A 25,684-nucleotide genomic window follows, 5' to 3' on the forward strand; every position below is an offset into this window, starting at 1 on the left:
GAGTCCGCCTCCATGGCGAAAGACAACCCCAACCTCCCCTCACGCGACCGACTCAATCCTGTGGTTTTCCACGGGAGTGTGGCGGGTATTCTTATCTTTTTAGTATTGACGATGCTATTTACCGAGCAGGCCGGCACTTTTTTCGATGCCGGTCTTGCTTGGGTAAGCAAAACGTTCGGCTGGTACTACATGCTGGCGATTGTGGCTTATCTAGTCTTTGTCGTGATGATTGGCATGTCGCGCTTTGGCAGCATTCGCCTTGGCCCAGATCACTCACGACCTGAGTTTTCGCTATTATCGTGGTCAGCTATGCTGTTTGCTGCAGGTATCGGTATTGACCTGCTGTTCTTCAGCGTTGCCGAGCCGGTTGCCCACTATTTAGCGCCGCCTGATCTAACGCCTGAAAGCCAAGAAGCTATGCGCCAGGCCGTCGTTCAAACCTATCTGCACTGGGGGCTTTCCGGTTGGGGGCTGTACGTGTTGATGGGTATGGCGCTGGCCTATTTTAGCTATCGTCACCGCTTACCGCTGGCGATCCGCAGTGCGCTTTATCCGCTGCTGGGTAAACGTATTCACGGCCCTATTGGTAATGCAGTTGATATCACGGCCGTCATTTCAACTGTGTTTGGTATCGCTACCAGTCTCGGTATCGGGGTTATCCAGCTTAACTACGGGCTGAATTATATGTTCGATGTGCCTGAGTCCCTAACCGTGCAAGTTATATTAATTGCGATGGTTGTCATCCTGGCGACTATCTCTGTGGTGACAGGCGTAGAAAAAGGCATTCGCCGCTTATCCGAGTTCAATATGCTATTGGCGCTCGGCCTGATGCTATTTGTACTGTTTTCCGGCGACACGCTGGTACTACTTGATAAAGTTGTCAATAACGCTGGTGATTACCTTTCTGGCTTTGTAGGTGCCAGCTTTGATACCTACGCATTTGCCGATGAAGGCGCCCAAGAGTGGAAGATGTGGTGGACGATCTTCTTCTGGGGCTGGTGGATTGCTTGGACGCCGTTTGTCGGTCTTTTCTTAGCGCGTATTTCCCGTGGCCGTACTATCCGCGAATTTGTCGCTGGGGCGTTGTTTATACCACTGGCCTTTATGATGGTGTGGATGTCTATTTTTGGTAATAGCGGCATTGAGCTAGTCGCTAACCAAGGCGTAGCCGAGCTAGGTGAACAGGCGCTCAACACCCCGCAAACTACACTTTATACCCTGCTTGAGTACTACCCTTATGTAGGCATTACAGCAGCAGTAGTGACAGTATTAGGAATTGTGTTCTTTATTACCTCTGCAGACTCTGGTGCGCTGGTACTGGCCAACTTCACGTCTATTTTGAGTGACGTTAACCATGACGCCCCGATACGTCTGCGTATTTTCTGGTCGGCAGTAATTGGCTTGATCACCATTGCCCTGTTAATGGCTGGCGGCTTAAACGCTCTGCAAAGCGCCGTGGTAATTACCGCTCTGCCCTTCTCATTGGTGATTTTCGCGGTGATGGTGGGAATGTATAAAGCCCTGAAACTGGAAGGCAGCAAGGCCGACGCACGCCGTATGATTGCTGGTAGTGCCCCAGGTGGCGACTGGCGTGAACGTTTAGATCGCGCGCTGGACACCTCCAACCGTGCGGGTGCCGCGGCAACCATTCAGCACTCTATTCGCCCAGCAATGACGCAATTTGCCCAGGAGCTTGAGAGCCGTGGTCAAACCGCCAACGTTACCGAAGAACATCTTGATGGCGAGTCGCTTCCAAATCTGACGCTGCAGGTTGACCTGGGCGACGCCACTAGCTTTGTCTATCAGGTATGCCCGCACCGTATGCGCACACCAAGCTTTATACCTGCGGATGACGACTTCTATGTTCGTTTGGACGTGTATTTAGCTGAGGGCGGCCAAGATAAAGATCTGAACGGCTATACCCGTGGGCAAGTGATTGGTGATCTCGTGGCAGAGTACGAGCGCCACCTACACTTCCTTACTCTGGCGGGTCAACAAATGGGCCACGTACAAGCAATGCCAGGTACCATCGGCGAACCGCCGGGAGATTCCCAGATGCAATGATCCGAATACCTCAATCAAAACCCCGACCATCTGGTCGGGGTTTTTGTTAGCGTGCAATAAACAAGAGCTGTTCACGCTACATCAGCCCACCATATCAAGCACAATACGGCCTTCTATCTTGCCGTCGATCATACGTTGGAAAACGTCGTTGATATTATCTAATGTGTCGGTCGCCACGGTCGCTTTGACTTTGCCTTCGGCAGCAAAATCCAGCGCTTCTTGAAGGTCACTGCGCGTACCCACAATAGAGCCACGAATAGTAATACCGTTAAGCACCGTGCTAAAAATTGGCAGCGGGAAATCCCCCGGTGGTAAACCATTGAGCACCAACGTGCCGCCACGACGCAGCATGTTTTGCGCTTGATCAAATGCCTTCGGCGATACCGCGGTAACCAGTGCCCCATGGGCACCACCAATGGTTTTCTTCAGATACGCCGCTGGGTCGGTTTTCATCGCGTTAACGGTCACCGTGGCGCCTAGCCGTTCGGCGAGGGCTAATTTACCGTCGTCAATATCAACAGCAGCGACGTTGAGCCCCATCGCTTTCGCGTACTGTACCGCCATATGTCCCAGGCCGCCGACGCCTGAAATAACCACCCACTGGCCGGGGCGAGTGTCGGTCATTTTCAAGCCTTTATAAACCGTTACGCCCGCACAAAGCACCGGAGCTATTTCAATGAAATCAACGGCGTCCGGCAGGCGACCCACATAGCCCGCATCCGCCAAGGTATAGTCAGCAAATCCGCCGTTGACTGAATAACCGGTATTTTGCTGAGACTCACACAGGGTTTCCCAGCCACCTAAACAGTGTTCACAGTAGCCACAGGCAGAATAGAGCCAAGGCACGCCGATACGATCGCCCTCTTTCACATGAGAGACGCCTTCACCGACCGCCACGATATGCCCTACCCCCTCATGGCCTGGAATAAAGGGCGGCGATGGTTTCACCGGCCAATCGCCGTGTGCTGCATGTAAATCAGTGTGGCAAACGCCAGAGGCCGCTACTTTCATCAGCACCTCTCCCCGTTTGGGACGAGGCACACTTACTTCTTCTATCGTTAGCGGCTGGCCGAACTCACGTACGACTGCCGCCCGCATTGTGTTATCCATGATGCGACTCCTGATGGTTGTCGATGTGGCAACTTGTGGTTGCTCTTATCGTTACAGTAAGTGTCAGGGGAGTAGCAAAACGCCCGGCAGTGGCCGGGCGATTTCATTGCAAAGCTGGCTACTAGAAGAAGCCTAGTGGATTAATATCATAGCTGACCAGCAGGTTTTTGGTTTGCTGATAGTGCTCAAGCGCCACTTTATGGGTTTCGCGTCCTACACCTGATTTCTTATAGCCACCAAACGCAGCATGGGCAGGGTACTGGTGGTAGCAGTTAGTCCATACGCGACCTGCTTGAATACCACGCCCCATACGGAAGGCGACGTTGATATCACGGCTCCATACGCCTGCACCCAGACCGAACTCGGTATCGTTGGCAATGGCCAGCGCTTCTTCTTCATCTTTGAAGGTGGTAACAGCGACCACAGGACCAAAGATCTCCTCCTGAAAGACGCGCATCTTGTTGTCGCCTTTTAGCAGGGTTGGCTGGATGTAGTAACCGCCGTTGATGCTGTCATCCAGGCTCTCTTTATCACCGCCTGCCAGGAACTCGGCACCTTCGTCACGGGCGATATCCATGTATGACATGATTTTGTCGAACTGCTCTTGAGACGCCTGAGCACCTACTTGCACGTCGGTATCTAGCGGATTGCCACGCTTGATTGTCTTAGTGCGCTCAACCACCTTGGCCATAAACTCGTCGTACATGCTCTCTTGAATCAACGCACGAGAAGGACAGGTACATACTTCGCCTTGGTTGAAGAATGCCAGCACTAAACCTTCGACGGCTTTATCAATAAACGTCGGCTCAGCGTTCATGATGTCGGCAAAATAGATATTGGGCGACTTACCGCCCAGCTCTACTGTCGAGGGGATAATATTTTCTGCGGCACATTTAAGAATATGCGAACCAACCGGCGTTGAGCCGGTAAAAGCAATTTTGGCAATACGCTTGCTGGTGGCAAGCGCTTGGCCAGCTTCTGCGCCAAACCCATTAACGACGTTCAAAACGCCCGGAGGCAGCAGGTCGCCAATGACTTCCATCACTTTTAAAATGGAAGCGGGCGTTTGCTCAGCTGGCTTCAATATGACGCAGTTACCAGCGGCCAGTGCAGGGCCAAGTTTCCAAGCCGCCATTAAAATCGGGAAGTTCCAAGGAATAATCTGACCAACAACGCCCAGCGGCTCATGGAAGTGATAAGCCACTGTGTTGGCATCGATATCCGCAGCCGTACCCTCTTGTGAACGCAGGCAGCCAGCAAAGTAACGGAAGTGGTCAACGGCAAGCGGGATATCTGCATTCAGAGTTTCACGAACCGCTTTGCCGTTATCCCAGGTTTCTGCGACAGCAAGCATTTCAAGGTTTTGCTCGAGACGATCGGCAATCTTAAGTAGGATATTACTGCGTTCTTGAACGGAGGTTTTACCCCAGGCAGGTGCTGCTTTGTGAGCTGCATCCAGCGCTTTCTCAATGTCTTCAGCGCTAGAGCGGGGAATTTCACAGAATACTTGGCCGTTAACAGGACTGATATTATCAAAGTATTGACCGTTGACCGGGGGAACAAACTCACCGCCAATATAGTTGCCAAAGCGTTTTTCAAAGGACACAACGGAACCAGCATCACCTGGGTTGGCGTAGATCATGGTAAAGCTCCTGAGTATTATGATTATTAAATAAGGTGCCTATCCAGTGTTGTCTACACGCGCCAATTACGATATAGCCCGATGGCAGGACTCACCCTCATCCCTTGGTAGGAGACGCCATGTACTCGTTGTTAGTGGCAGATGACCATCCACTGTTTCGCGATGCACTGCACGCGGTGATTAGCGCTGGATTAACAAGTGCCCAACTGTTGGAGTCAGACAGCTTAGCGGCAGCTATTCACACGATAGATAACCACGATGAGCTTGACCTGCTGTTACTTGATTTAAGCTTGCCCGATGCCGATGGGCTAGAAGGGCTGACAATACTTCGCGAAAGGTTTCCATGGCTTCCTGTCGCTATTGTCTCGGCGCATCAGGAGCGGCAACTGGTGTTAGATGCGATCACTCAAGGTGCCGTGGGCTATATTCCAAAATCAACCCCTCGAGAGCAGCTGTTAGCAGCACTCAACCAAATCCTGCAGGGGCAACTCTATCTGCCTGCGGATATTATGCGCCAGCCACCCCCTCGCATGGAGTCATCAGCGCTGGCATCTTCTTCATCGGAGCCGCCTCGTGAACGCCTTATACGCTTAACCGACAAGCAGTTAGATGTATTGAGCTGCATGACTCAAGGAATGTCGAATAAGCAGATTGCTCGCGAGCTGCTTATTGCTGAAACCACGGTAAAAACCCATGTCTCAGCGGTTTTGCGCAAACTAGGCGCAACCAGTCGAGTGCACGCTATCGTGATTGCTGGTGAAGAAGAGCTCGGGGCTTATCTTGCCAAACGCACTTCCACCAACTAGCCATCAACGTCTTGTTAAATGTGGCTCTCTAAGAGCGTTCCTAACAGCATCTTTAAGCGCAGTGGCTTAAGCGGTTTTAACAAACAGTGCATACCTGCTTCACGGGTGGCCCGCTTCAAAGCAGCTTCATGATTGGCAGTGATGACCACGGTGGCTAACCCTGGGTAGCGACGACGCAACCGTGCTGCCAGATCGATTCCATTTTCACGATGATCGCCCAGATGGTAGTCCACCAACAGTACGGCCGGATGCTCACCGTCACTCGCCGCTTCTAATGCACTCACTGTCGCCGCCGCCCTCACCCGACACCCCCAACTGCCCAGCAGCGCCTGCATCCCTTCTATAATTGCGGGATCATCATCAATCACCCATATGACACAGCCTTGCAAGGGATCCTGCTGCCAAGCTTCAGACATCGGCAGCGCTTTTTGAGCATACACAGCGGAGGATGAGCCTGCGCTTGAGGCTGCATGAGTTACTGACACAGAAAAAGGAACCAGCACAGAAAATAGAGAGCCATGCCCAAGCTGCGAGATAAGAGAAACAGGGTGCTCTAACATCGTGCTAATTCGGTCTACGATCGCTAGCCCTAGCCCAAGCCCACGGCTGTGATTGCTAGGAGATTGGTTGGCGCGGCGGAACTCCAGAAAAATCGCCTGGCGCTGTGGCTCCGGTATACCCGGCCCAGTATCGCCTACCATAATTTCAAGACCATTGGCGCGTCGTCGACAGCCCAGCAGTATGTGGCCCTGCTCAGTGTAGCGCACAGCATTGCTGAGAAAATTGCGCACGACACGCGCCAGCAGCGCTAGATCAGACTCGACCACCACGCTCGACGGCACGTAGTGAAGCGTCAGTCCACGAACGGTGGCCACCTGCCGGTACTCTTCTGCTAAGGCATCTAGCAGTGTACTTACGGCAAAAGGTGCTTTGTCTGCGTGAAGCACACCTGCATCTAAACGGGAAATATCTACCAGGGTGCCTAAAAGCCCTTCGACATCTTTTAACGAACGCCCTATGTGACCCACCAAGGCTTGGGAGTCATCCGGCAACGCATGGGTTTCTAATGCACTGGCAAATAATCGCGCAGCGTTTAACGGCTGTAGCAGATCATGGCTAACCGCTGCCAAAAACTTGGTTTTAGAGAGATTAGCTGCCTCAGCTTCGGCATTAGCTGCCAGCAGCCGCGCATTCACTTGGCTGAGTTCGTCTAGAGTGCGGTGGAGTGCGTCGGTGCGTTCACGCACTTGCTCTGCCAGCAACACCGAACGCTCAAACGCTGCATAGGGGGCGCTGTTGGGGCTGGCGCCCGACTCCACACGCTCCATTAGCGCTTGGCATACCTTACGCAAACGGCGGTTTTCCTCGCGTAGTGCGGCGTTATCCGCCGCTATTTCGCTATTCGCCGCTAGTTGGAAGAGCGCCAAAAGCCACCCCCGTAAACGTTTGATTCACATGCATGCCATGGTGCTGTTCACCGTAGGTATTAAACCCAACCACCCGTGCCTGCCGAAGCAGTGCGGATGCCTGATCTAGCTGTTGCAGGGACTCAAGCGCCATACGTCGTAAGAAGCAGTCACAGCCTATAATCGCAGGAGTTGCCCCTAGGCGCTGCTGCATACGCTTTAACATTGCGTCTAAATCGGAGAGTAGCGGCGCAGGCTGCATCGCCGTTAGCACAATGCCCGTTTCTACCGCACAGTAGAAGGTGAGACTGGCGTCTTCATTCACGCGTTGTATTGAACGGATATAATGTTGTCCGCCAATACAAACCGCTAGCGGGTGCTGAGCAAAAATGGATGGCGATAGTGCATCAACAGAACACTCTACTAGCGCTGCGTACACTTCCGCAGCAGGCAAACCGTTCAGCTCTAACACTCGCCGCTGATCTCGGTCAGCTTCTGTTACCACCAACTTATGGGCAAGCGGTTCAAGATGGTGGGTAGAAAACACCTCAAACGGTAGTCGCGTGTTAAGCATTACCACCACGGCGGCGCGGGTATGAAACTGCCCATTCGCATAAACATGGGTATGGGTAAGATGGTTATCATCACCGGCTGAGCCGCCAAAGCTGGGAATACGGCCAAGAGCAGCATCTAAGGTTGCTAATACCTGTTCTTCACGACTGGACAAACCATCTAACAACGTCAGTGCAAAGCTATGCTCATTCACTGGCGCGACCGCCTGCAGACGACATCGCTCCAGCAAGGTATCGATGAGGGGTTGTGCCCGGCTAAGGTCAAAGTGATCAAGGTCATCGATTAACGCAGTTTCAATCGCAAATAAGCGACTATCAAAACCTATCGCAACCACTGATCCTCGATCGTAGCCTTGCGGTGTAATTTCGCCAGCTGTTGTGCAGCCACTCATCGGCACTTTATCAAACACACCATCAAGGGCAGCGGCTAGTTCCTCTAACGGATACTCAGCACTACAAAAAAACAGTACAAACCCCAAGTGCTCATGAACTAGCTGTTGACCAAGTTCGTGGGCGGCTTGGGAGGGGTTTAGCTGGTTACTTGCGGCGGTCTCAATACCGCTATTCTTCGGTGCTGTCATCACGGCGCCATTTCTCCAACGCTGCATGGGTTCGCGAAGCGGTTTGTCTCAGTAGGCTCAGGCTTTCAGTCAAATCCTGCGATGAAGCAGTAGTGTTACTAACGAGTATTTCTAGCCGTTTTGCCTCGGCGGCCAAGCGTTCCGCCCCTACGCCAAGCGATTCACCGCGCAACTGGTGGGCTAAGCGCGCCACTTGCTTGGCTTGCTCTGTTGTTAGCAAGGCGGCACTTCCCAGGTAGGCAGCCAGCTGCGCAGAGTAATCACTCACTTGCTGGTGATATAGCATGATGAGTTGATCGATCCTTTCAGTCCCCAACGACACAGTCAACGTATCGAGTGTTTCACGGTTAAGTAAGGGCTGTGATTCATGCTGATCCTGATATGAAGGCAAGGCTGGCAATGCGTAGGGACGCGAAACCGTAAAGAGCTGCAGTGATAGCACATTGCTAAGGGCGAGTAAGGACAACGGTTTAGTAATGTAGTCGCTCATTCCTGCTGCCAAACAGCGCTGGCGAACATCGTCTATGCCACCAGCGGTCATGGCCACAATGGGTACGTTAGCCAACCACCCGCCTTGAGAGCGAAGACGCTTAGTCACAGTGATACCATCGATATCCGGCAGTTGGATATCCATAAAGATGAGGTGCACTTGCTGAGCCTGCACCATTTCCAGGGCATCTTGACCATTTTCAGCACAGACTACATCGCACCCGAGACGCGCCAGTAGCCCAGTCGCGACTTTACGATTGACCGCATTATCTTCTACCAACAGTAAGGAAGTACCCGCAAAATCCAGCATCGGTTCGGACGGCAACGGCGCAGATACGGGGCTAGCTTCTACAAGGGGCAGCTCACACCAAAATGTGCTGCCCTGCCCTGGTATACTTCGTACTCCTAAGCGCCCCTGCATGGCTTCGCTCAAACGTTTACAAATCGCTAGCCCTAGCCCAGTCCCGCCGAATCGGCGAGCCACTGACTCGTCCGCTTGCTGGAAAGGTTCAAATAGTGATGCTTGCTGCTCCTCACTCAAGCCGCAACCAGTGTCACAAATCTCAAATGACAGGTAATTGACGGTGGAATAAATATGTATATTGACCTCTCCGTGGTCAGTAAATTTAATGGCGTTAGCAATGAGGTTAAGCAAAATCTGACGCAGCCGGCTAGCATCAATCATTACCCAGGCAGGCACCAAAGGATCAATAACTAACGTTAACTGCAGGCCTTTTGCTTTAGCACGAGGCGCAAAGAGTGAGATGACACTATCGACGAGTGGTTTAAGAGCGGTCGGCGAAGTTTCAAGTGTTAGGTGCCCCGCTTCGATCTTTGAAAAATCTAGAATTTCATTGATCATCGCCAGCAGCTGATTGGCGCTGTCATGAATCGTACGGGCATAGTCTTCCACTTGCGCAAGACTAGCTGGTTCACGCAACAATTCACTCATACCAATAACGCCGTTGAGCGGCGTGCGAATTTCATGGCTAACCATCGCTAAAAAGTCAGATTTAGCATGATTCGCAGCTTGTGCCTGCGTGGCAGTGACTTCAAGTTGGCGGCTCAGTTGCTCTTGCTCACGCCGAGCAGCAGCGCTTTCTCTCATTTCACGCACAAGAAACACAATTACTAGCAGTACAGCGAAACTCATCCCCACCAGTAGCGACATTAGAAGCTTATATAACACACTTAATAAAGCGCGCTCTTGCGTCGCAGACTCGGCTAAAAAACCATTAATCGCGATCACAAACCGCTCTGTTAACCGAGTGAGTGCCAGTAGTTCCGTCTCTAGTTCAGCAACCGGCAGTTGAGGAAGTGACGCGTGGGGTTCAAACATTGGATCTAGCGTTTCTAGCTGCTGCTGTATTTGTGCTAATAGCGAGTTCGCCATGCTAATGTTTTCTAATAACAGGCTTACTTCGCCCTCTTGTAACAACGTCATACGACTATAAAGCAGCTCGAAACGCAGGTTGAGCTCATCTTGATCGGCAGGTGAAAGGGGCCCTCGGGTAGAGGCAAGCAGGTGATTGAATAGTTGAACGGCGTCTCGGTCAAGTTTATAGACAACCCAGGCTGTATCCTCTCTCAAACTTTGCGTCAAATTATCTTGACGCCAAGCCGCTAAGGCAGCCACTACCAAGGCTGCCGCGAATAGCAGGACGGTAATCATGGCAACCACTTTAAAGCGCCGTGGATAACGCAACAGCCGGGGGGCCCGTGCTATAGATCGGCTAACGGACATTTATCTGCATAACTTGCCAAACCGCTCTAAAACGCATTTTTTCACTCAGTAGTGCTTTATCTTGACTGAAGGGATAGAGCACCCAAAGAGGCCCATACTCACGGATTGGGATACTTTTACCTTCACGCTCTACTGCCAAAATCACGTCATACTCATAAAAATCACTGATCGGGATTTGTGCTTCGTACCCATTTAAGGCGGAGACATGAACACTGTTTTCGGTGTTATCTCCAGAAAGACCAACGTGCTCTAATAGCGTGCGCATTAGCGGCCCACTGTAAGCACTGCTGCCTTCTGTCCAGGGTGTGCCTGTTTCAAAAGAGTGTTGTGGCAAGGCTTGTAACATAGCGCGGTCAAAACGCGCCTCCTGTGCCGTATTAAACTGCTCAATGTTTCCCTTAATTGTCAGAATAACAGGCCCTTCTGGCGCAGTTAGCGTCCCTGCCCCCTCTTCCACTTGACCCGCTTGGGCAGCGCTGAATGCCAGCATAATCCACGCAAATAAAAACGCTTTCAAAACCTTTACCTCACAACACAAGGGCCAGCATTATGGCCTACCTCTGGGTAACCTTCTGGACAGGCAGGGCTCGTAATAAAAAAGAGATAGCGTACAGATTACGCTATCTCTTTTACCGGGTCAGGTTAACTACTATTTTACTTAACGACTAGCGTTTGAAACTCAATGTTTTTATACCGATTACCAGTGGTCATATCAGGTATTAAGTCAGATCTTGAGTCAGGTCTTGAGGTTTTCGACTGTCTCAATACGAACTAAATCTTCATAGGCATGCCAGCTTGCATGGCCTAGTACAGGTAGTATTAGTGCCAAGCCAATGTAAAAGGTCATCACACCAACCAGTACGCATCCAGTCAGAATAGCAGCCCACAACAGCATAGGACGGAAGTTTTTGGCAATACAACGTACGCTAGCTTCGATTCCTTCCATAAACGTAAGGTCTTGATCCATTAATGTTGGGATAGCCACTGAACTAATCGCAAACGCGCCGAAAGCGAGAATACCGCCTGCTACTGACCCTACAGCAATCATACCTAAGCCTTCAGGCGTAGTAAGCAAAGAGGTGTAAAGGGTTGCAGGGTTAGGTACCTCAAACCCAAAGAATAGCGCGAACAGCAGCGTTGCAAGACGAATCCAGGCGAGAAAGAAAATCATCATCATCACGCCCATCATTGCTAGCTGACCTGCGTGAGGACGCCAACTACCGAACGCATCTCCAAGATTAGGAACCCTTCCTCGCTCAAGAGCGAGACTAATACCATAAGAACCTACCGCTACCAGCGGCCCCACAAACATAAATCCCGCGATCATGGGTAACAACCAGTACCAATAGCCGAGTGTTATTGCGCCCGCGGTAATGGCGATGCTTAAACCCACCCAAAACATGCCGTAGGTCAAACTGATGGCCGTTGCACGACGAAAATCTTCAAACCCCGCGGCAAGCCATGCCCGCGGCCGATCCATTCCCACCTTATTAATCGTAATTTTCACGTTAGCCGTATCTGCTCGGTCGTGCGTTTTTGTTGTAGCTGCATTCATGGCATGACTCCTTAGATTGACCCCCACTACAGAGGTGACTTTTCAAACTCAATTCAGAAGAGAAGCACAACGTACCTATCACCCTGAAAAAGTAGCCACATGCATGAGTTCGTTAACCCTGAGTTAATGGCTTAACGTCTATTTAATGTAGCTGAGCATTGGCAGGCTAGGGCCACCTAACGACATCGCGTACAAAAAATCCTGCTTTCATGCTCTTACCGCCAATTTATTCGATGCGTTAGCCAACGTTGATATACCCCACAAGCAAAAACTCCAGGCCAAATGGCCTGGAGTTCGCTTATCAACCAATCTTTACTGAAAAATCAGCGCACAATCATTACTGATACTTTGGCATGATGAACCACATGTTCCGCGTTGGGACCTAGCACGTAGTCGACAAATTTTCGCTTGGTGTGTGATGCCATCACGATCAGGTCGATATCTAGCTTTTTACCCACCTTAATGATGGCTTCCCAGGGAGATCCGTCGACAATCACACTCTGAGTCTTAATTCCCTCAGGCACATGTTCCTGAATAAACTTATGCTGCGCTTCTTTCAACGCGGCATGGGCTTTTTCAGAAAAGTTCTTTGGAAAGTACGCGCCGACCATGGGCATCGTAAACTCCGGAAGCACTGTAACCACGTGGAGTGAAGCTCCGAAGGTTTGGCACAGTGTAATGGCCGTGGGCAGCGCCTTTTTCCAAGACGCCTCCTCGTTCAAATCAACCGGTAGTAGCACTTTATGATACATAGCAACCTCCATTAGACAGTAGCGGCCGTCTCATTTTCTATCTCTTGACGACGCCGACGACGCTGCATAAGTACTACTAAGCCGAAGACCCCAAGTGCAGGTAGCCACATCCATTCTTTGGTCCAGCGATCTACCGGTGCGAGAACCTCAAGAATTTCCTGATCAAAATCGAAGCCTAGATCAGCCGCTTGGCTACCAAACTCAACAAAGTCGACTAGCGTCTGATCGCCATCAACATAGAGCTCTAAACCAAGATTGGCCAATCGCTCTTCGCCATTTTCGCCACGCGGTACAGGCACCAGAATATAGGTAGTCATTGGCGAGCCGAAATCATCTTCACCAGCGATCTGAACACGTAAATTACTACCGTCATCCACACGATCTAGGGCTTCTGTAAACTGCGCAGGCGGCACCGATTCGTAGGGGTCATGGATTTTATCCATCCAAAAACCAGGGCGGAACAGCGTGAAGGCAATCAATAACAACAGTAACGACTCATACCACCGATTACGAGTGACCATATAACCTTGGGTGCCTGCTGCAAAAATCAGCATTGCTGCCGTGGCAACAATAAACACCACTATCCCCTGCATCACCGTGACATCGATTAATAACAAATCCGTGTTAAAAATGAACAGGAACGGCAGTGCTGCTGTGCGCAAGCTGTAGTAAAACGCCTGGAAACCAGTGCGCAACGGATCCCCACCGGACACCGCAGCCGCCGCAAACGATGCCAACCCCACAGGTGGTGTCACGTCAGCCATAATGCCGAAGTAAAAGACAAACAGATGCACAGCAATAAGGGGAACAATCAGGCCATTTTGCTGGCCCAGCAGCACAATGACAGGAGCCATCAGTGCTGAAACAACAATGTAGTTAGCGGTAGTTGGTAGTCCCATCCCAAGAATCAAACTCAGTAGCGCCGTCAGCAGCAGAATCATCATCAGGTTACCCCCTGAGAGAATTTCCACTACGTCGGCCAATACAAGTCCTACGCCTGTTTGCGATACTGCACCTACTACAATTCCTGCTGTCGCCGTGGCAATACCGATACCGATCATATTGCGCGCGCCGGTTACCAACCCATCCCATAAATCTTTGAAGCCTTCTTTAATATCAGCCGCCATTTGGCTACGGCCACGGAAGATGGCAATAACAGGCCGCTGGGTCACCATGATAAAAATCATAAACACGGTCGCCCAGAAAGCCGAAAGACCTGGTGAAAGGCGCTCTACCATCAAACACCACACCAACACGACGACCGGAAGAATATAGTGTAACCCCACCATAACGGTTGGCCGTGTTTGCGGCAGCTCCACAAACTCAGAATTGGGATCATCCATCTCAAGCTCGGGATAATGAGAGCTTATTTTCAGCAGCCCAATATAAATAACAGCTAAGCCTATAGAAACAACCCACGGCGTTGCATCACCCAAAACGGGCTTTAACCAGCCAAGGCCATAGTAAACAGCAATCGAAAGTCCCATCAATAACAGTAGACCGGTCAAAAAACCAATCACTTTATTTAATAACGGGCGAGCAGGGTTACTTGAGGGTAGCCCTTTCATATTGGCTTTAAGCGCTTCAAGGTGAACAATATAAATCAGCGCAATATAAGAGATAAGAGCCGGTAAGAAGGCATGCTTAATGACTTCTACATAAGAAATACCAACATATTCCACCATAAGAAACGCTGCGGCGCCCATGACAGGTGGCATAATTTGGCCATTCACCGAAGAAGACACCTCAACGGCACCCGCCTTTTCTGCACTAAAGCCGACTCGCTTCATCATCGGAATCGTAAATGTGCCTGTCGTTACCGTGTTGGCAATCGACGACCCCGAGATCAAACCGGTCATACCGGAAGCAACAACCGCTGCCTTTGCAGGGCCGCCTTTAAAGTGGCCAAGCATTGAAAATGCCACTTTGATGAAGTAGTTACCTGCTCCCGCTTTATCTAGTAACGCGCCAAACAGTACAAAGAGGAAAACAAAACTCGTTGATACACCAAGGGCAATACCAAATACCCCTTGCGTTCCCAGCCACTGGTGGTTGATTAACCCCCCCAGGCTGACACCACGGTGCGCCAAGATGCCTGGCATGTACGGCCCAAACAGCGAATAAATAATAAAAATAGCCGCCACGATCATCAACGGTGGCCCCAGGGCACGCCGCGTGGCTTCCAGCAGCATCAAAATGCCAATAATACCAACAACGATATCCTGGGTGATGGGCAGCCCTGGCCGCTGAGCCAAGTCCGAGTAAAAAATAAACAGATAGGCGCCACAGAATGTTGCGACTGCCGCTAATACCCAGTCAGCAAGAGGAATTCGGTCCCGAGGCGAACGCTTAAACGCTGGGTACGCCATAAACGCTAAAAACAGCGCAAACGCCAAATGAATTGAGCGTGCTTCTGTGGCACTAAATACGCCAAACCCCACCATGTAAGGAACTGGCGACGCAATCCACAGCTGAAAGAGCGACCAGATGGCTGCAATACTGACGAGCAGCTTACCGGGTACGCCAAGGGGCTTTCTGGCCCCAGTGTCGCTCGATGCGACCATATCCTCCAGGTCACTATCAGCAACTGCCGAAGGTTTTTTGTCATCACGCATACGCTTGCCCTGCCTAATGGTCAGCGCTGACAATCAGCGCTTTCAACAAGAAACGCGGACACCCAGGATGCCCGCGCTTTGCAAATCAAAACTGACACTATTTACCTTGTGCTAATAGCGCCCTTTATAGCCTTACTCGATCCAGCCACGCTCACGGTAGTAACGTGCTGCGCCGTCATGCAGTGGTGCGGTCAGGCCGTCTGAAATCATGTCTTCTTCGTTGAGGTTTTCAAACGCGGGGTGCAGACGCTTGAAGCGGTCAAAGTTTTCAAAAACCGCTTTGACAGTTTCATAAATAACATCTTCATCAACGGCAGTAGAAGATACAAACGTTGCCGCTACACCAAAGGTTTCCACATCTTCATCGTTACCACGGTACAGACCGCCCGGAATAACAGAGCGAGTGTAGTAAGGATACTCTTCAATCAGGCCGTCAATCTCGTCACCCGTCACCGACACTATGCGTGCATCGATAGTCGTGGTTGCTTCCTGGATAGACCCATTAGGGTGCCCAACGACATACACCATGGCATCAATGTTGTTGTCAGACAGCGCGGCAGCCTGTTCAGCAGCATCTAACTGAGAAGCCAGTGCGAAAGTGTCTTCGTCCCAACCAAACGCATCCATGACAACATCCATGGTATTACGCTGACCAGAACCAGGGTTACCGATATTGACGCGCTTGCCAGGGAAATCGCTGATGTTCTCAATACCGGAATTGGCACGGGCAACAACGGTCAGCGGTTCGCCATGCATAGTAAAGACAGCGCGCATATCTTCCCAAGCACCGTCTTCTTCAAAGTTAGCTTCGCCGTTATACGCGCGGTATTGAACATCAGACTGGACAACGCCCATATCCAGTTCACCGCTCTTCATACCGTTTACGTTTGCAACTGAGCCACCGGTAGACGGTGCGTTACAGCGAATGTTGTGCTCATCACTACCGCGGTTCACCATGCGGCAGACCGACTGGCCTACCACGTAGTAAACGCCCGTTTGACCACCGGTGCCAATCGTGATGTAACGATCTTGCGCTACTGCCGGAGAGGCAAAGCTTGCCGCGGCAATCAACGCGCCGGAAAAGGCCGCCGTAGAAAATACATGGCGTTTCATAAACATACCTCTTTATCTTGATGTTGTGAGCGTTATGCGCTTTGAGTTCACCTGCTGAACGATTCCCTCAGGTGTTTTCTTCCAAAACGTTTTCAAGACAATCTGTTATCTCGCCGACAAGTTATGTCGACTGTTACTACTTTAGCGAAAAAAAACCTACTTGGCGAAATACGCAGCATGTCATTGCTGGTATATCCCCGACACATCCGAGTGCTTGTCATTAAGTTTCACTGTTTCGCAGACAAACTTTCTACTTAAAACAACGCACACAAAATGTTACATTGACGATTAAAACAACTCAGCCAATGCAATTAGATTACCTACCCATAACGTTTAGTTACCGTTAATTACCATGCCGTATTCGCATGGGGTATAGCGAATCAGGCAACGGCGACGTTCTAAAAGATAGAATTACTTACGCGTATATCAGATGTTATAACCAAGCACTGTCGGTAACCACAGGGCAATGCTCGGAAAAATAGCCACTAAAGCTAGTGCACACCCCATCGCTACAACAAACAGTAATGCCCAGCAGAGCGTCTCTTCCAAACGAATTTTGGCAACCTCTGTGGTGACCATCAAATTGACTGCCACCGGCGGGGTAAATTGCCCAATAGCAATATTCATAGCTAGCAGAATGCCGAACCAAACTGGGTTCCACTCAAAGTGTTGCATGACGGGAATCAGCACCGGCATCATGATGAGATAGATAGAGATAGCGTCAAGCAGCATGCCGGCGACCAATACCGCTAGCATGACAAGTACCAAAAGCAAAATACCATTGTCCGTTAAGCCAATAATCCACTCTGCCAAATGGCGGAAAGTACCCAACATTGTGCCGGCCCAGGCAAAAATACCCGCTAGGGCGATAATCAACATCACCACACCAGAAATAATTGCCGCCTCTCCCAACAACTCCCACAGGTCACGTAACGAAAGCTCCTTTGTTAGCAACAGCCCCACAAGGGTGCCATAGGCAACCGCGACTACGGCAGCTTCGGTCGGGGTAAATAGACCTGAACGCAGGCCTCCTAAAATGAGCACGGGAGCAAACAAGGCGGGCAACGCCTGCCTGAACGTTGTACGAACGGTTAAGGTTTCAGAGCCAGCTATCGGCGTCCCCTCCCAGCCATAACGTTTAGCGACAATCATCGCAGGCACCAGCAGCGCTAGCCCTGCCAAAATGCCGGGAAAAAGTCCTGCAGCAAACAAAGCGCGCAGATCGACACCAGGCACTACAATCGAGTAAAGAATCAACGCCACGGAAGGAGGAATTAAGATAGCAGTGGATGCAGAGGCTGCGATGAGAGTTGCGGAAAATGGCTTTGGATAACCCGCTTTTGTCATGCTTGGCAGCATTACCATGGCCACTGCCGCCGCATCCGCTGGGCCGGATCCGCTCATACCTCCCATTATCATACACACCAGCACCGCAACCAGTGCCAGGCCGCCATGGCGAGGCCCTATCAGCGCTTGGGCAAAACGTACCAAACGTAGCGCCACGCCCGAACGCTCAAAAATCAGACCGGTCAATATAAATAGCGGTATCGCGATTAAGGGGTACTTGGCAATGCTGTTGTAGGTATTGGTACCCAACGTTGCCAGCATATCGGGCGAAAGCCCAGCCACAATACCCACCGAACCAGCCAACGCAAGTGAAAAAGCGACTGGCACACCTGCTATTAAAAACCCAGCGAAGGCAAGAATCATCCACACATCAGGCGTCATTATTCAGCCCTCCCTTTAATCGGTCATGGGTTTGCTGAACGAGACGCCATAGCATGGCAGCTGACAATATCGGCAGCCATACTAGGTACCACCACTGGGGCAACCCTAATCCAGGCGATAACGATTCCCACTGATACTCTTGCCAGGCCAATTTCCCGCCGTACCAAGTCACCAACCCCAATACAGTCAGCCCACACAACGCCTGAAATAAAATCAATGCACTACGCCAACGCGCAGGTAGGGCACGCTCTAAAAATCCGATACGGATATGACGGTTTCGTCTAATCGCCACCGATGCCCCCGCAAACGTAAGCACCACTAGTAAAAAAACAGAAAACTCTTCAGTAAACGAAAAGGAGCCGCCTGTTAAATAACGCGTAACCACATTTCCCAAGCTAATCAACGAAATAATAATAAGAGACAGCGCGCCCAGCCAGCGTTCAGGGCGTGCATCGGGAAAGCCTTTCATGGCAGCCTCACAACGAAAAGCTACCGGCCTTGAAGGCCGGTAGTTAAAGTAGTTAAAACTCTATGGGCGTCATTAACGCGCGTCGATCGCCGACTGAGCCGCGTTAACCACGTCTTCTCCAATACGTGGCGTCCATTTTTCATATACAGATTGTGTAGCGTCAACAAAAGCTTGGTACTGCTCATCAGTCAATTCAGTAACGGTCACGCCGCGTTCTTGAATGGCCGCTAGGCGCTCGCTTTCTTCCTCGCGCGTCATAGCAATTTCCCATTCACCCGCTTCAATTGCCGTTTCACGCAACAGCGCTTGCTGTTCTTCGTTCAGCGATTGCCATACCTGCTGGTTTACCGCAAAAATCAGCGGATCATTCATATAATTCCAGAGCGTTAAATGTACTTGCCCTACCTGATCGATACGCGCAACATCAAATACTGAAAGCGGATTTTCTTGTCCATCAACTGCGCCAGTCGTTAACGCCGGCTGAGCATCTGTCCAGCTCATCTGCGTTGGGTCGGCACCAAGGGCAGAGAAGGTATCCTGGAACAGCGGTGAACCTACAACGCGAATTTTCAGGCCATCTAAATCCGCTGGCTGGCTGATCGCTCCACGAGAGTTCGAGACCTGGCGGAAGCCATTTTCGCCCCAGGCCAATGGCATCACACCGCGCGACTCAATCGCTTCAAAGACCAATTCACCCGCTTCCCCACCGGTAACCGCATCGACAGCCGCCTCATCGGGAATAAAAAATGGCAACGAGAATAAGTTAAGTTCAGGCACCTGGGGTGACCAGTTGATGGTCGAGCCTACCGCGGCATCAATAAGCCCAGAACGCATGGCGGAAAACTCCCGGGTTTGATCTCCCGATACTAACTGGGAGTTTGGGTAAACTCGCAGCGTTAGTTCACCGCCACTGCGTTCTTCCACTAGCTCCGCCCACTTTTCCGCCGCCTGCCCCCATGGGAAAGCGTCAGACAAAACAGTGGAAACCGAGAGCTCACGTGCTTGCGCAGAAAAAGCAGCAGATAGCAGGGCAACACCAGCCAAACCTACCGTTAAACGAGCTATAGAGCGTGTCAGCGTCATTATTGTCGATCCTTTTTTATCAGTTAGTAGTCAGCGAGCGCGTTTATTTACCCACCGTACTCCGCTATGTTGCTAAACAAGCTGTCATACGAGCAACGCTACATTGTAGGCACTCATGAACTTAAGGGAAGCCAATCATTAGCCTCAATACTCAACGTTGGGTAGTTGAATACTGAGCCATTACGCTGCAGTAGCACTTACTGATATGCTAAAGCCACTTTTTATATATTTTATATATTACCTACGGACATTAACGTGCCACTACGCGATCTGATGCTAGGCCTGTTGGTTATCGCCATTTGGGCACTGAACATTATTGTGATTAAAGTCGGCGTAGCAGAGCTACCACCGCTATTAATGACGACCCTACGCTTTATGCTAGTCGCTGCACTACTGGTGCCTTTCTACCCCGTCGCTCGTGCTCAGCTACCTTTTTTACTCTTGCTTTCCATCACGTTTGGTAGCCTGCATTTTGCGCTGCTGTTCATCGGGTTGGGCCAAGCTGAAGCAGGCACTGGCGCACTGCTGGTGCAGATGGGCACCCCCTTTGCCACACTGCTGGCGGTGGTATTTCTTAAAGAAAAACTGGGGGCAAAGCGTATAGCGGGGCTGTTACTCTCTTTTTCTGGCGTGATTGTGTTGGCTGGTGGGCCAACACTACCCTCACCACTGCCACTGACCATTCTGTTGTTAAGTGCCTTTGGTTGGGCCGTTTCCCAACTATTAATTAAGCGCGGCCCGCCCATTGCCCCTTTGGCATTGGCAGGCTGGGTGGCGCTATTTGCGATCCCCCAAGTGGCGTTAGGGTCGTGGCTATTTGAAACCGGCCAGTGGCAGGCCATTCAGCAAGCAAGCTGGCGGGGGTGGGGAGCAGTAGTCTACACCGCGGTAATGTCGTCTATTGTGGCATACGGTATTTGGTATGCTTTATTGCGCCGTCACCCTGTCAATCGCGTAGTGCCTATGACCTTGCTAGTACCCGTGTTAGCAGTGGGCTTGGGCGCGCTATTGATGGGTGACAGCTTAGGCATTCACAAACTATTGGGCGGAGGACTCGTGGTGGCCGGTATCGCGCTGATCGTACTCAATGTTGGCCAACGCCGGCCGGCCAAACCTGTGTAATACACCGGCATCAGCGAACTGTTTCTATTGGCTGCTTCTACTGCTTACGATGCATCAGGGCGACAAAACCCGGCCAGAGCGGGAACAGATACGCAGTCACCCACCTGAATACCGCGCTCGGCGAAGTAGCCAGCATTAACCTCGAGCGCCGCATGATAAGACGCGCCAGCTGGATAAGAGGGGCATTCGCGGGGCGTATCGGATGTACAGGGCTGCATGGTGTTAATCGCCACAATGCGGCCTTCACCATCAATATAAGCAATATCTAACGGAATTAACGTACGGTACATCCAGAAGGCATTGCCTGCGGGCTGCTCACTTTCAAACCGAAACAGCATGCCACGCGCTTCTGGCAGGTGCTCACGTTCCATTAAGCCACGCTGTCGCTGGGAGGCGGTCTCCGCCACTTCAACGTCTAATCGATGGGGGCCGTCTTGGCTGTGGATCGCCAGCGGCAGCGTCGTGGCTTGCGCTTCGGCTGCCCAAACGTTTAACAGCGACATCGGCACGCTCGCCGCTAGCGAAACACCCAACGACGTTTTAAGCAGTTGACGACGAGAAAGGATCATGACGGGTTCCTTTTGTTATTAGGAGACGTGCTATTTCTTATAAGTGCCATTTTTCTAAGTGCTATTTTTCTAAGTGCTATTTTTCTAAGTGCTATTTCATCTAATGGGTGATATCAATACTCGCTATTCAGTGACGATACGCTATTCAACGCGTTAGCCACAGCCTCCTCCGAGCCTGACATAAGATAAACGCCTTTCGCCAGAAGCGACACATGTACCTGCTCTCCCAACGCTAACTGGTTGCGTCTAGCAGCATGAGTAGCAATATCAAAACGTAGCCTATCGCCATGAGAAACACGCAGCGAGATCGACGTCATACCACCAAGTACTACCATCTCATCCACTGTTGCGGCCACAGGATTTTCACGCTCACCCTGTGAAGGTCGATCACGACGATGTAACACAATATCAGAAGGCGGTAGGTACCAGGTGACGCTTTCCCCAAGCGGCAAATCGTCGAGACCTCCGGCAACTTCTAAACAGTACTTTCCCCACTGCAGTCGACGCTGGCCGTTGCTGCTGACCACCTGCCCTTCGAAAATATTGTGACGATCTAACAACCTTGCCACCAACGGCGAAGCTGGCCGCCGAAACAGTGCTTCGGGGCTTCCTTGCTGCAAACTCACGCCGTTATGTAACACGCAAATTTGATCTGCCAGCGCAGCGGCTTCTTCTAAATCGTGGGTCACCAGAATAATCGGGATAGAGATCTGCTGGCGCAGCAGTGCCAGCTCGCGCTGGAGCCGGCGGCGGGTCACCTGATCAACGGCTGAAAAAGGTTCGTCTAACAGCAGTGCCTGCGGCTCACGGGCCAAAGCGCGCGCAAGCGCCACCCGTTGGCGCTGCCCGCCAGAAAGCTGGCTAGGAAAGCGTTTTTCCAGGCCTTCCAAGCGCACATTGGCAAGCCACTGTTTTGCACGGAGCTGGCGTTGAGCCTGGGGCAGATGCCCCATGGCAAGCTGGACATTCTCTAACGCGCTGAGGTGGGGGAACAGGGCATAATCTTGAAACACCATGCCGATTTTGCGCTGCTGGGGGGTAAGGGAGTAGCCTCGCTCAGTTGCCAACCACACGTTACCCGCACACGCCACAAGACCCTTTTCAGGCTGGTACAAACCAGCGATGGTACGCAATAGCGTGGTTTTGCCACTGCCAGAAGGGCCTACCAGCGCTAACAGCTGGCCTGCCGGGCAGCTAAACGACGCATCCAGCGGGATCGGCCCGCACTGCTTGGCCACCACCGTCAGTCCATTGCCTGTGATTATGTCAGCCACGCACCCACCTTCGCCTACCAGCCAACCCGTAAACTAAACCAAGGGTTGTTAACGACACGAACAACAGCAGTGCCGACATGCGCGCAGCACCTTGTTCATCAAACGCCTGTACTCGATCATAAATGGCAATCGCCAGCGTGCGGGTTTCCCCATCAATCGCGCCGCCAACCATTAAAATCACCCCGAACTCCCCCAACGTATGGGCAAACGTTAAGGCAGCTGCAGAGAGAATGCCCGGCCACACCAGCGGTAGCTCAATGCGTACCAGTGTCTGCCAAGGACTCAGCCCGCTGCACCAAGCAGCTTCTCGCAGGTTAGTTGGCACGTTCTCAAAGGCGCGCTGAATCGGTTGAATCGCAAAAGGTAAATTAGCGATTAATGAGGCTAACAAGATACCGCTAAAAGTAAAGTTGAGCCCACCTCCTGTCAGCGAGGCCCAAACGCCGCCTAAAGGCGCATCACGACCAAACTGCTGTAGCAAATAAAAGCCAAGCACGGTGGGCGGCAACACTAGCGGCAGCGCGATTAGTGCTTCACATAGCCCTTTGCCACGAAACTTTGCTGTTGCTAGCGTGCGGCCCAACCATATTCCTACGGGGAGTAAGAAAAGGCAGGTTAAACCTGCTAAGCGCAGCGATACTGAGAGCGCCGTCCAATCCATTATTCGGTACTAAAGCCATATTGCTGAAAAATAGCCAACGCGTCTGCTTCCTGCAGCCACGCATAAAATGCTTGCGCAACCTCGCCCGCCTGGGGAGTTAACACCATGCGTTGACGCAACGGCGTGTGCCATGTTTCAGGAATTAATACAAACTCACTGCGTTCGCTAAGTGCTGGCGCAAGCACCAGCGAGTAGGCAACTAAGCCTCCACGGGCATCATCAGAAAGGGCAAACTGCAGCGTTTGAGACACATTTTCTCCTTGAATGCGCAGCGGCTCACTGGCTTCCCATAGGTCAGCGCTTTGCAGTACCTCTTGGGCAGCTACGCCATAAGGAGCGTGCTCAGGGCTGGCAATGGCTATTCGCTGACGCTGTCCGGCGTCATGTGCAGCAATTGCCTCATGCACCCCCGCAAGCGGTGTCTGCTTATCAGGGAGGGGATACTTTCCTTTAGGCTGCGCCCATGCCAGCCGACCGCGAGCGTAAATAACGCCCTCATTATCAACATGGCCTTGTTGATAAAGCGCCTGCACAAATACTTCATCCGCCGAAAGAAATAGCTCAAAAGGAGCCCCTTGAGCTATTTGGCGACGAAAATTTCCGGAGGAACCGAAATTGAGGCGCAGAACATGCCCCGTTTGCTGAGTAAAACGCTCAGCCGCCTCTTCTAATGCAAACTGCAGGTTAGAGGCTGCAGCAATAATAGGTGCGCCTGCAAATGCAGGCGCAGTAACCAGTAACAAACATATCAACAGCAGCGCTCGCATCATCTAGCGCTGTGCTTGTTCAACGTGCTGATCGTTAATCAACATCACCTTCATGGTATTGGTACCGCCATGAGCATTCATATGATCGCCTCGGGTCAGGATGACATAGTCACCAAGTTTAGCGACGCCCTGCTTAACCAGCAACGTTAGTGCTTCATCATTCAGCTCCGTAGCGCCCATTTCTGAGGTATCAAACGGAAGTGACACAACACCGCGATATAGCGCCATACGACGCTGGGCGATAGGGTTATGGGCAAGCCCAACAATGGGCAGACCTGAGCGGATACGTGAAGCAATCAACGGCGTGTAACCTGAGGAAGTCATACAGGCAATCGCCGTGACCCCTTGCATATGATTGGCGGCGTACATGGCTGAAAGCGCAATGGTCTCATCTGGCTGAGAGAAACCTTCATGAATACGGTGGCCTGATTCCTGGGCAGTTTTTTCTCGCTCAGCACCTAAGCATACCCGAGCCATTGCTTCTACGGTTTCCACTGGGTAGTCGCCCGCAGCGGTTTCGGCGGAAAGCATCACCGCGTCGCTGCCATCCAGCACCGCATTAGCAACGTCGAAGACCTCGGCGCGGGTGGGCAGCGGCGCTGAAATCATACTTTCCATCATTTGCGTGGCGGTAATCACAGCGCGGTTAAGCGAGCGCGCGCGCTTGATCATGCGCTTTTGCACGCCCACCAGTTTAGCATCTCCAATCTCAACCCCTAAGTCACCCCGCGCCACCATGACCGCTTCAGACGCTTCGATAATACCGTCAAGAGTCGCCTCATCCGCCACCGCTTCGGCGCGCTCTACCTTTGCCACCAAGCCAATATCTTTACCTGCTTCACCAAGTAAGCGGCGCGCTTCTCGCATATCTTCAGCATGACGGGGAAACGAAATAGCTAGATAATCGACGCCAATATCCACAGCGGTTTTTAGATCGTCTTTATCTTTTTCTGTTAAGGCAGGAGCAGATAGCCCACCGCCTTGCTTATTAATGCCTTTATGGTTGGAGAGCTTACCGCCAACCACTACTTGGGTATGCACATGCTGGCCATCTACCCGGGTAACGTCCAACACTACACGGCCATCGTCTAGCAACAAGCGATCTCCGGCCGTGACATCCTGCGCCAACGTTTTGTAATCACAGCCCACCTGGTGCACATCGCCAGCATCGCCATCAAGCGCCATATCAAGAATAAACGGCTGACCCTCTTTAAGTACCACAGCGCCTTCTTTAAAACGCGCAATACGAATTTTAGGGCCTTGAAGATCACCCAATGCCGCGACGCTGCGGCCTAACTGAGCAGCGATCTCCCGCACACGCACTAAACGTCGACGGTGATCATCTGCGCTACCATGAGAGAAGTTCAAACGCACCACATCAACGCCCGCCGCAAGCATGGCTTCTAAGACACCTTCCCGATCGCTGGCGGGACCAAGGGTGGCGACAATTTTAGTACGACGGATCGACGAGAAGTGCAGTGCGTTCATAAGAATCCAACCATTTAAATTATAGTTAATGACACTAATAAATCAGTGTAACGCGTCCAGTATGACAGCGATGC

The 25,684-nt window shown here is 51.6% G+C and carries 21 protein-coding genes; 3 read left to right on the forward strand and 18 right to left on the reverse strand.

From position 1 onward, the window contains the following. Positions 1-12: 12 nt before the first annotated feature. Entirely contained in the window at positions 13-2,064 is a 2,052-nt protein-coding gene (gene betT / locus K1Y77_RS13285) for a choline BCCT transporter BetT (RefSeq protein ID WP_030073944.1), read from the forward strand. Positions 2,065-2,145: 81 nt separating this feature from the next. Here betT and adhP read toward each other — a convergent pair whose 3' ends face one another. Both adhP and exaC read right to left on the reverse strand, forming a co-directional pair. Then, entirely contained in the window at positions 2,146-3,174 is a 1,029-nt protein-coding gene (gene adhP / locus K1Y77_RS13290; protein ID WP_264017672.1) for an alcohol dehydrogenase AdhP, read from the reverse strand. A 121-nt stretch (positions 3,175-3,295) separates the two neighbouring features. Further along, on the reverse strand, positions 3,296-4,816 hold the full coding sequence (exaC, locus tag K1Y77_RS13295; protein ID WP_030073945.1) for an acetaldehyde dehydrogenase ExaC: 1,521 nt from the start codon (positions 4,814-4,816) through the stop codon (positions 3,296-3,298). A gap of 119 nt (positions 4,817-4,935) precedes the next feature. On the opposite strand from exaC, the gene K1Y77_RS13300 reads away from it, so the two are divergent. After that, positions 4,936-5,622 (forward strand): response regulator transcription factor, encoded by a 687-nt coding sequence (locus K1Y77_RS13300; RefSeq protein ID WP_264428975.1) that lies wholly within the window; start codon positions 4,936-4,938, stop codon positions 5,620-5,622. A 14-nt stretch (positions 5,623-5,636) separates the two neighbouring features. On the opposite strand, the gene K1Y77_RS13305 is transcribed toward K1Y77_RS13300, so the two are convergent. From K1Y77_RS13305 to K1Y77_RS13355, 11 genes are all read right to left on the reverse strand, one after another. Next, positions 5,637-7,049, reverse strand: coding sequence for a hybrid sensor histidine kinase/response regulator (locus K1Y77_RS13305; RefSeq protein ID WP_030073948.1), 1,413 nt, complete (start codon positions 7,047-7,049; stop codon positions 5,637-5,639). Next, positions 7,021-8,181, reverse strand: coding sequence for a nitric oxide-sensing protein NosP (nosP, locus tag K1Y77_RS13310; protein WP_030073950.1), 1,161 nt, complete (start codon positions 8,179-8,181; stop codon positions 7,021-7,023). The genes K1Y77_RS13305 and nosP overlap by 29 nt, the downstream gene beginning before the upstream one ends. Then, positions 8,162-10,414 carry an ATP-binding protein gene (locus K1Y77_RS13315; RefSeq protein ID WP_264428977.1) on the reverse strand — a complete coding sequence of 751 codons (2,253 nt, stop codon included), beginning with the start codon at positions 10,412-10,414 and terminating at the stop codon, positions 8,162-8,164. Before K1Y77_RS13315 ends, nosP begins: the two co-directional genes overlap by 20 nt. Further along, complete coding sequence (locus K1Y77_RS13320; protein WP_035536788.1) at positions 10,404-10,904, reverse strand: molybdopterin-dependent oxidoreductase; 501 nt, start codon at positions 10,902-10,904, stop codon at positions 10,404-10,406. The genes K1Y77_RS13315 and K1Y77_RS13320 overlap by 11 nt, the downstream gene beginning before the upstream one ends. Positions 10,905-11,150: 246 nt before the next feature. Further along, the gene (locus K1Y77_RS13325; protein WP_030073956.1) at positions 11,151-11,969 is read right to left on the reverse strand and encodes a DUF2189 domain-containing protein; all 819 of its coding nucleotides are present in this window, start codon (positions 11,967-11,969) and stop codon (positions 11,151-11,153) included. A 323-nt stretch (positions 11,970-12,292) separates the two neighbouring features. Beyond that, complete coding sequence (locus tag K1Y77_RS13330; RefSeq protein WP_030073958.1) at positions 12,293-12,721, reverse strand: universal stress protein; 429 nt, start codon at positions 12,719-12,721, stop codon at positions 12,293-12,295. A gap of 11 nt (positions 12,722-12,732) precedes the next feature. Continuing rightward, a complete protein-coding gene (locus tag K1Y77_RS13335; protein ID WP_030073959.1) occupies positions 12,733-15,336 on the reverse strand; it encodes a TRAP transporter permease in 2,604 nt (867 codons plus the stop codon). Between the two features lie 132 nt (positions 15,337-15,468). Continuing rightward, positions 15,469-16,449 carry a TAXI family TRAP transporter solute-binding subunit gene (locus K1Y77_RS13340; protein WP_030073961.1) on the reverse strand — a complete coding sequence of 327 codons (981 nt, stop codon included), beginning with the start codon at positions 16,447-16,449 and terminating at the stop codon, positions 15,469-15,471. A gap of 426 nt (positions 16,450-16,875) precedes the next feature. After that, on the reverse strand, positions 16,876-18,177 hold the full coding sequence (locus tag K1Y77_RS13345) for a TRAP transporter large permease (RefSeq protein WP_030073964.1): 1,302 nt from the start codon (positions 18,175-18,177) through the stop codon (positions 16,876-16,878). Continuing rightward, positions 18,167-18,646 (reverse strand): TRAP transporter small permease, encoded by a 480-nt coding sequence (locus K1Y77_RS13350; RefSeq protein ID WP_030073965.1) that lies wholly within the window; start codon positions 18,644-18,646, stop codon positions 18,167-18,169. The genes K1Y77_RS13345 and K1Y77_RS13350 overlap by 11 nt, the downstream gene beginning before the upstream one ends. Positions 18,647-18,718: 72 nt before the next feature. Next, positions 18,719-19,729, reverse strand: coding sequence for a DctP family TRAP transporter solute-binding subunit (locus tag K1Y77_RS13355; protein ID WP_264017670.1), 1,011 nt, complete (start codon positions 19,727-19,729; stop codon positions 18,719-18,721). Positions 19,730-19,984: 255 nt separating this feature from the next. Here K1Y77_RS13355 and K1Y77_RS13360 point away from each other — a divergent pair, with 255 nt between their 5' ends. After that, positions 19,985-20,851: a DMT family transporter gene (locus tag K1Y77_RS13360; RefSeq protein ID WP_264428981.1), complete on the forward strand. Its 867-nt coding sequence runs from the start codon at positions 19,985-19,987 to the stop codon at positions 20,849-20,851. A gap of 44 nt (positions 20,852-20,895) precedes the next feature. On the opposite strand, the gene K1Y77_RS13365 is transcribed toward K1Y77_RS13360, so the two are convergent. The 5 genes from K1Y77_RS13365 to pyk all read right to left on the reverse strand — a co-directional run bounded on the left by K1Y77_RS13365 (position 20,896) and on the right by pyk (position 25,610). After that, positions 20,896-21,420: a DUF192 domain-containing protein gene (locus K1Y77_RS13365; RefSeq protein ID WP_264428983.1), complete on the reverse strand. Its 525-nt coding sequence runs from the start codon at positions 21,418-21,420 to the stop codon at positions 20,896-20,898. 113 nt (positions 21,421-21,533) lie between these two features. Further along, complete coding sequence (locus K1Y77_RS13370; protein ID WP_156963072.1) at positions 21,534-22,694, reverse strand: ABC transporter ATP-binding protein; 1,161 nt, start codon at positions 22,692-22,694, stop codon at positions 21,534-21,536. After that, positions 22,687-23,355 (reverse strand): molybdate ABC transporter permease subunit, encoded by a 669-nt coding sequence (modB, locus tag K1Y77_RS13375; protein ID WP_030073975.1) that lies wholly within the window; start codon positions 23,353-23,355, stop codon positions 22,687-22,689. The genes K1Y77_RS13370 and modB overlap by 8 nt, the downstream gene beginning before the upstream one ends. Further along, positions 23,355-24,125, reverse strand: a complete 771-nt coding sequence (gene modA / locus K1Y77_RS13380; RefSeq protein ID WP_232222393.1) for a molybdate ABC transporter substrate-binding protein — start codon at positions 24,123-24,125, stop codon at positions 23,355-23,357. The genes modB and modA overlap by 1 nt, the downstream gene beginning before the upstream one ends. Further along, positions 24,126-25,610 (reverse strand): pyruvate kinase, encoded by a 1,485-nt coding sequence (gene pyk / locus K1Y77_RS13385; RefSeq protein WP_264428988.1) that lies wholly within the window; start codon positions 25,608-25,610, stop codon positions 24,126-24,128. It lies immediately after the preceding gene. Positions 25,611-25,684: the final 74 nt, after the last annotated feature.

It is taken from the genome of Halomonas qaidamensis, assembly GCF_025917315.1.
GTDB classification, from domain to species: domain Bacteria; phylum Pseudomonadota; class Gammaproteobacteria; order Pseudomonadales; family Halomonadaceae; genus Vreelandella; species Vreelandella qaidamensis.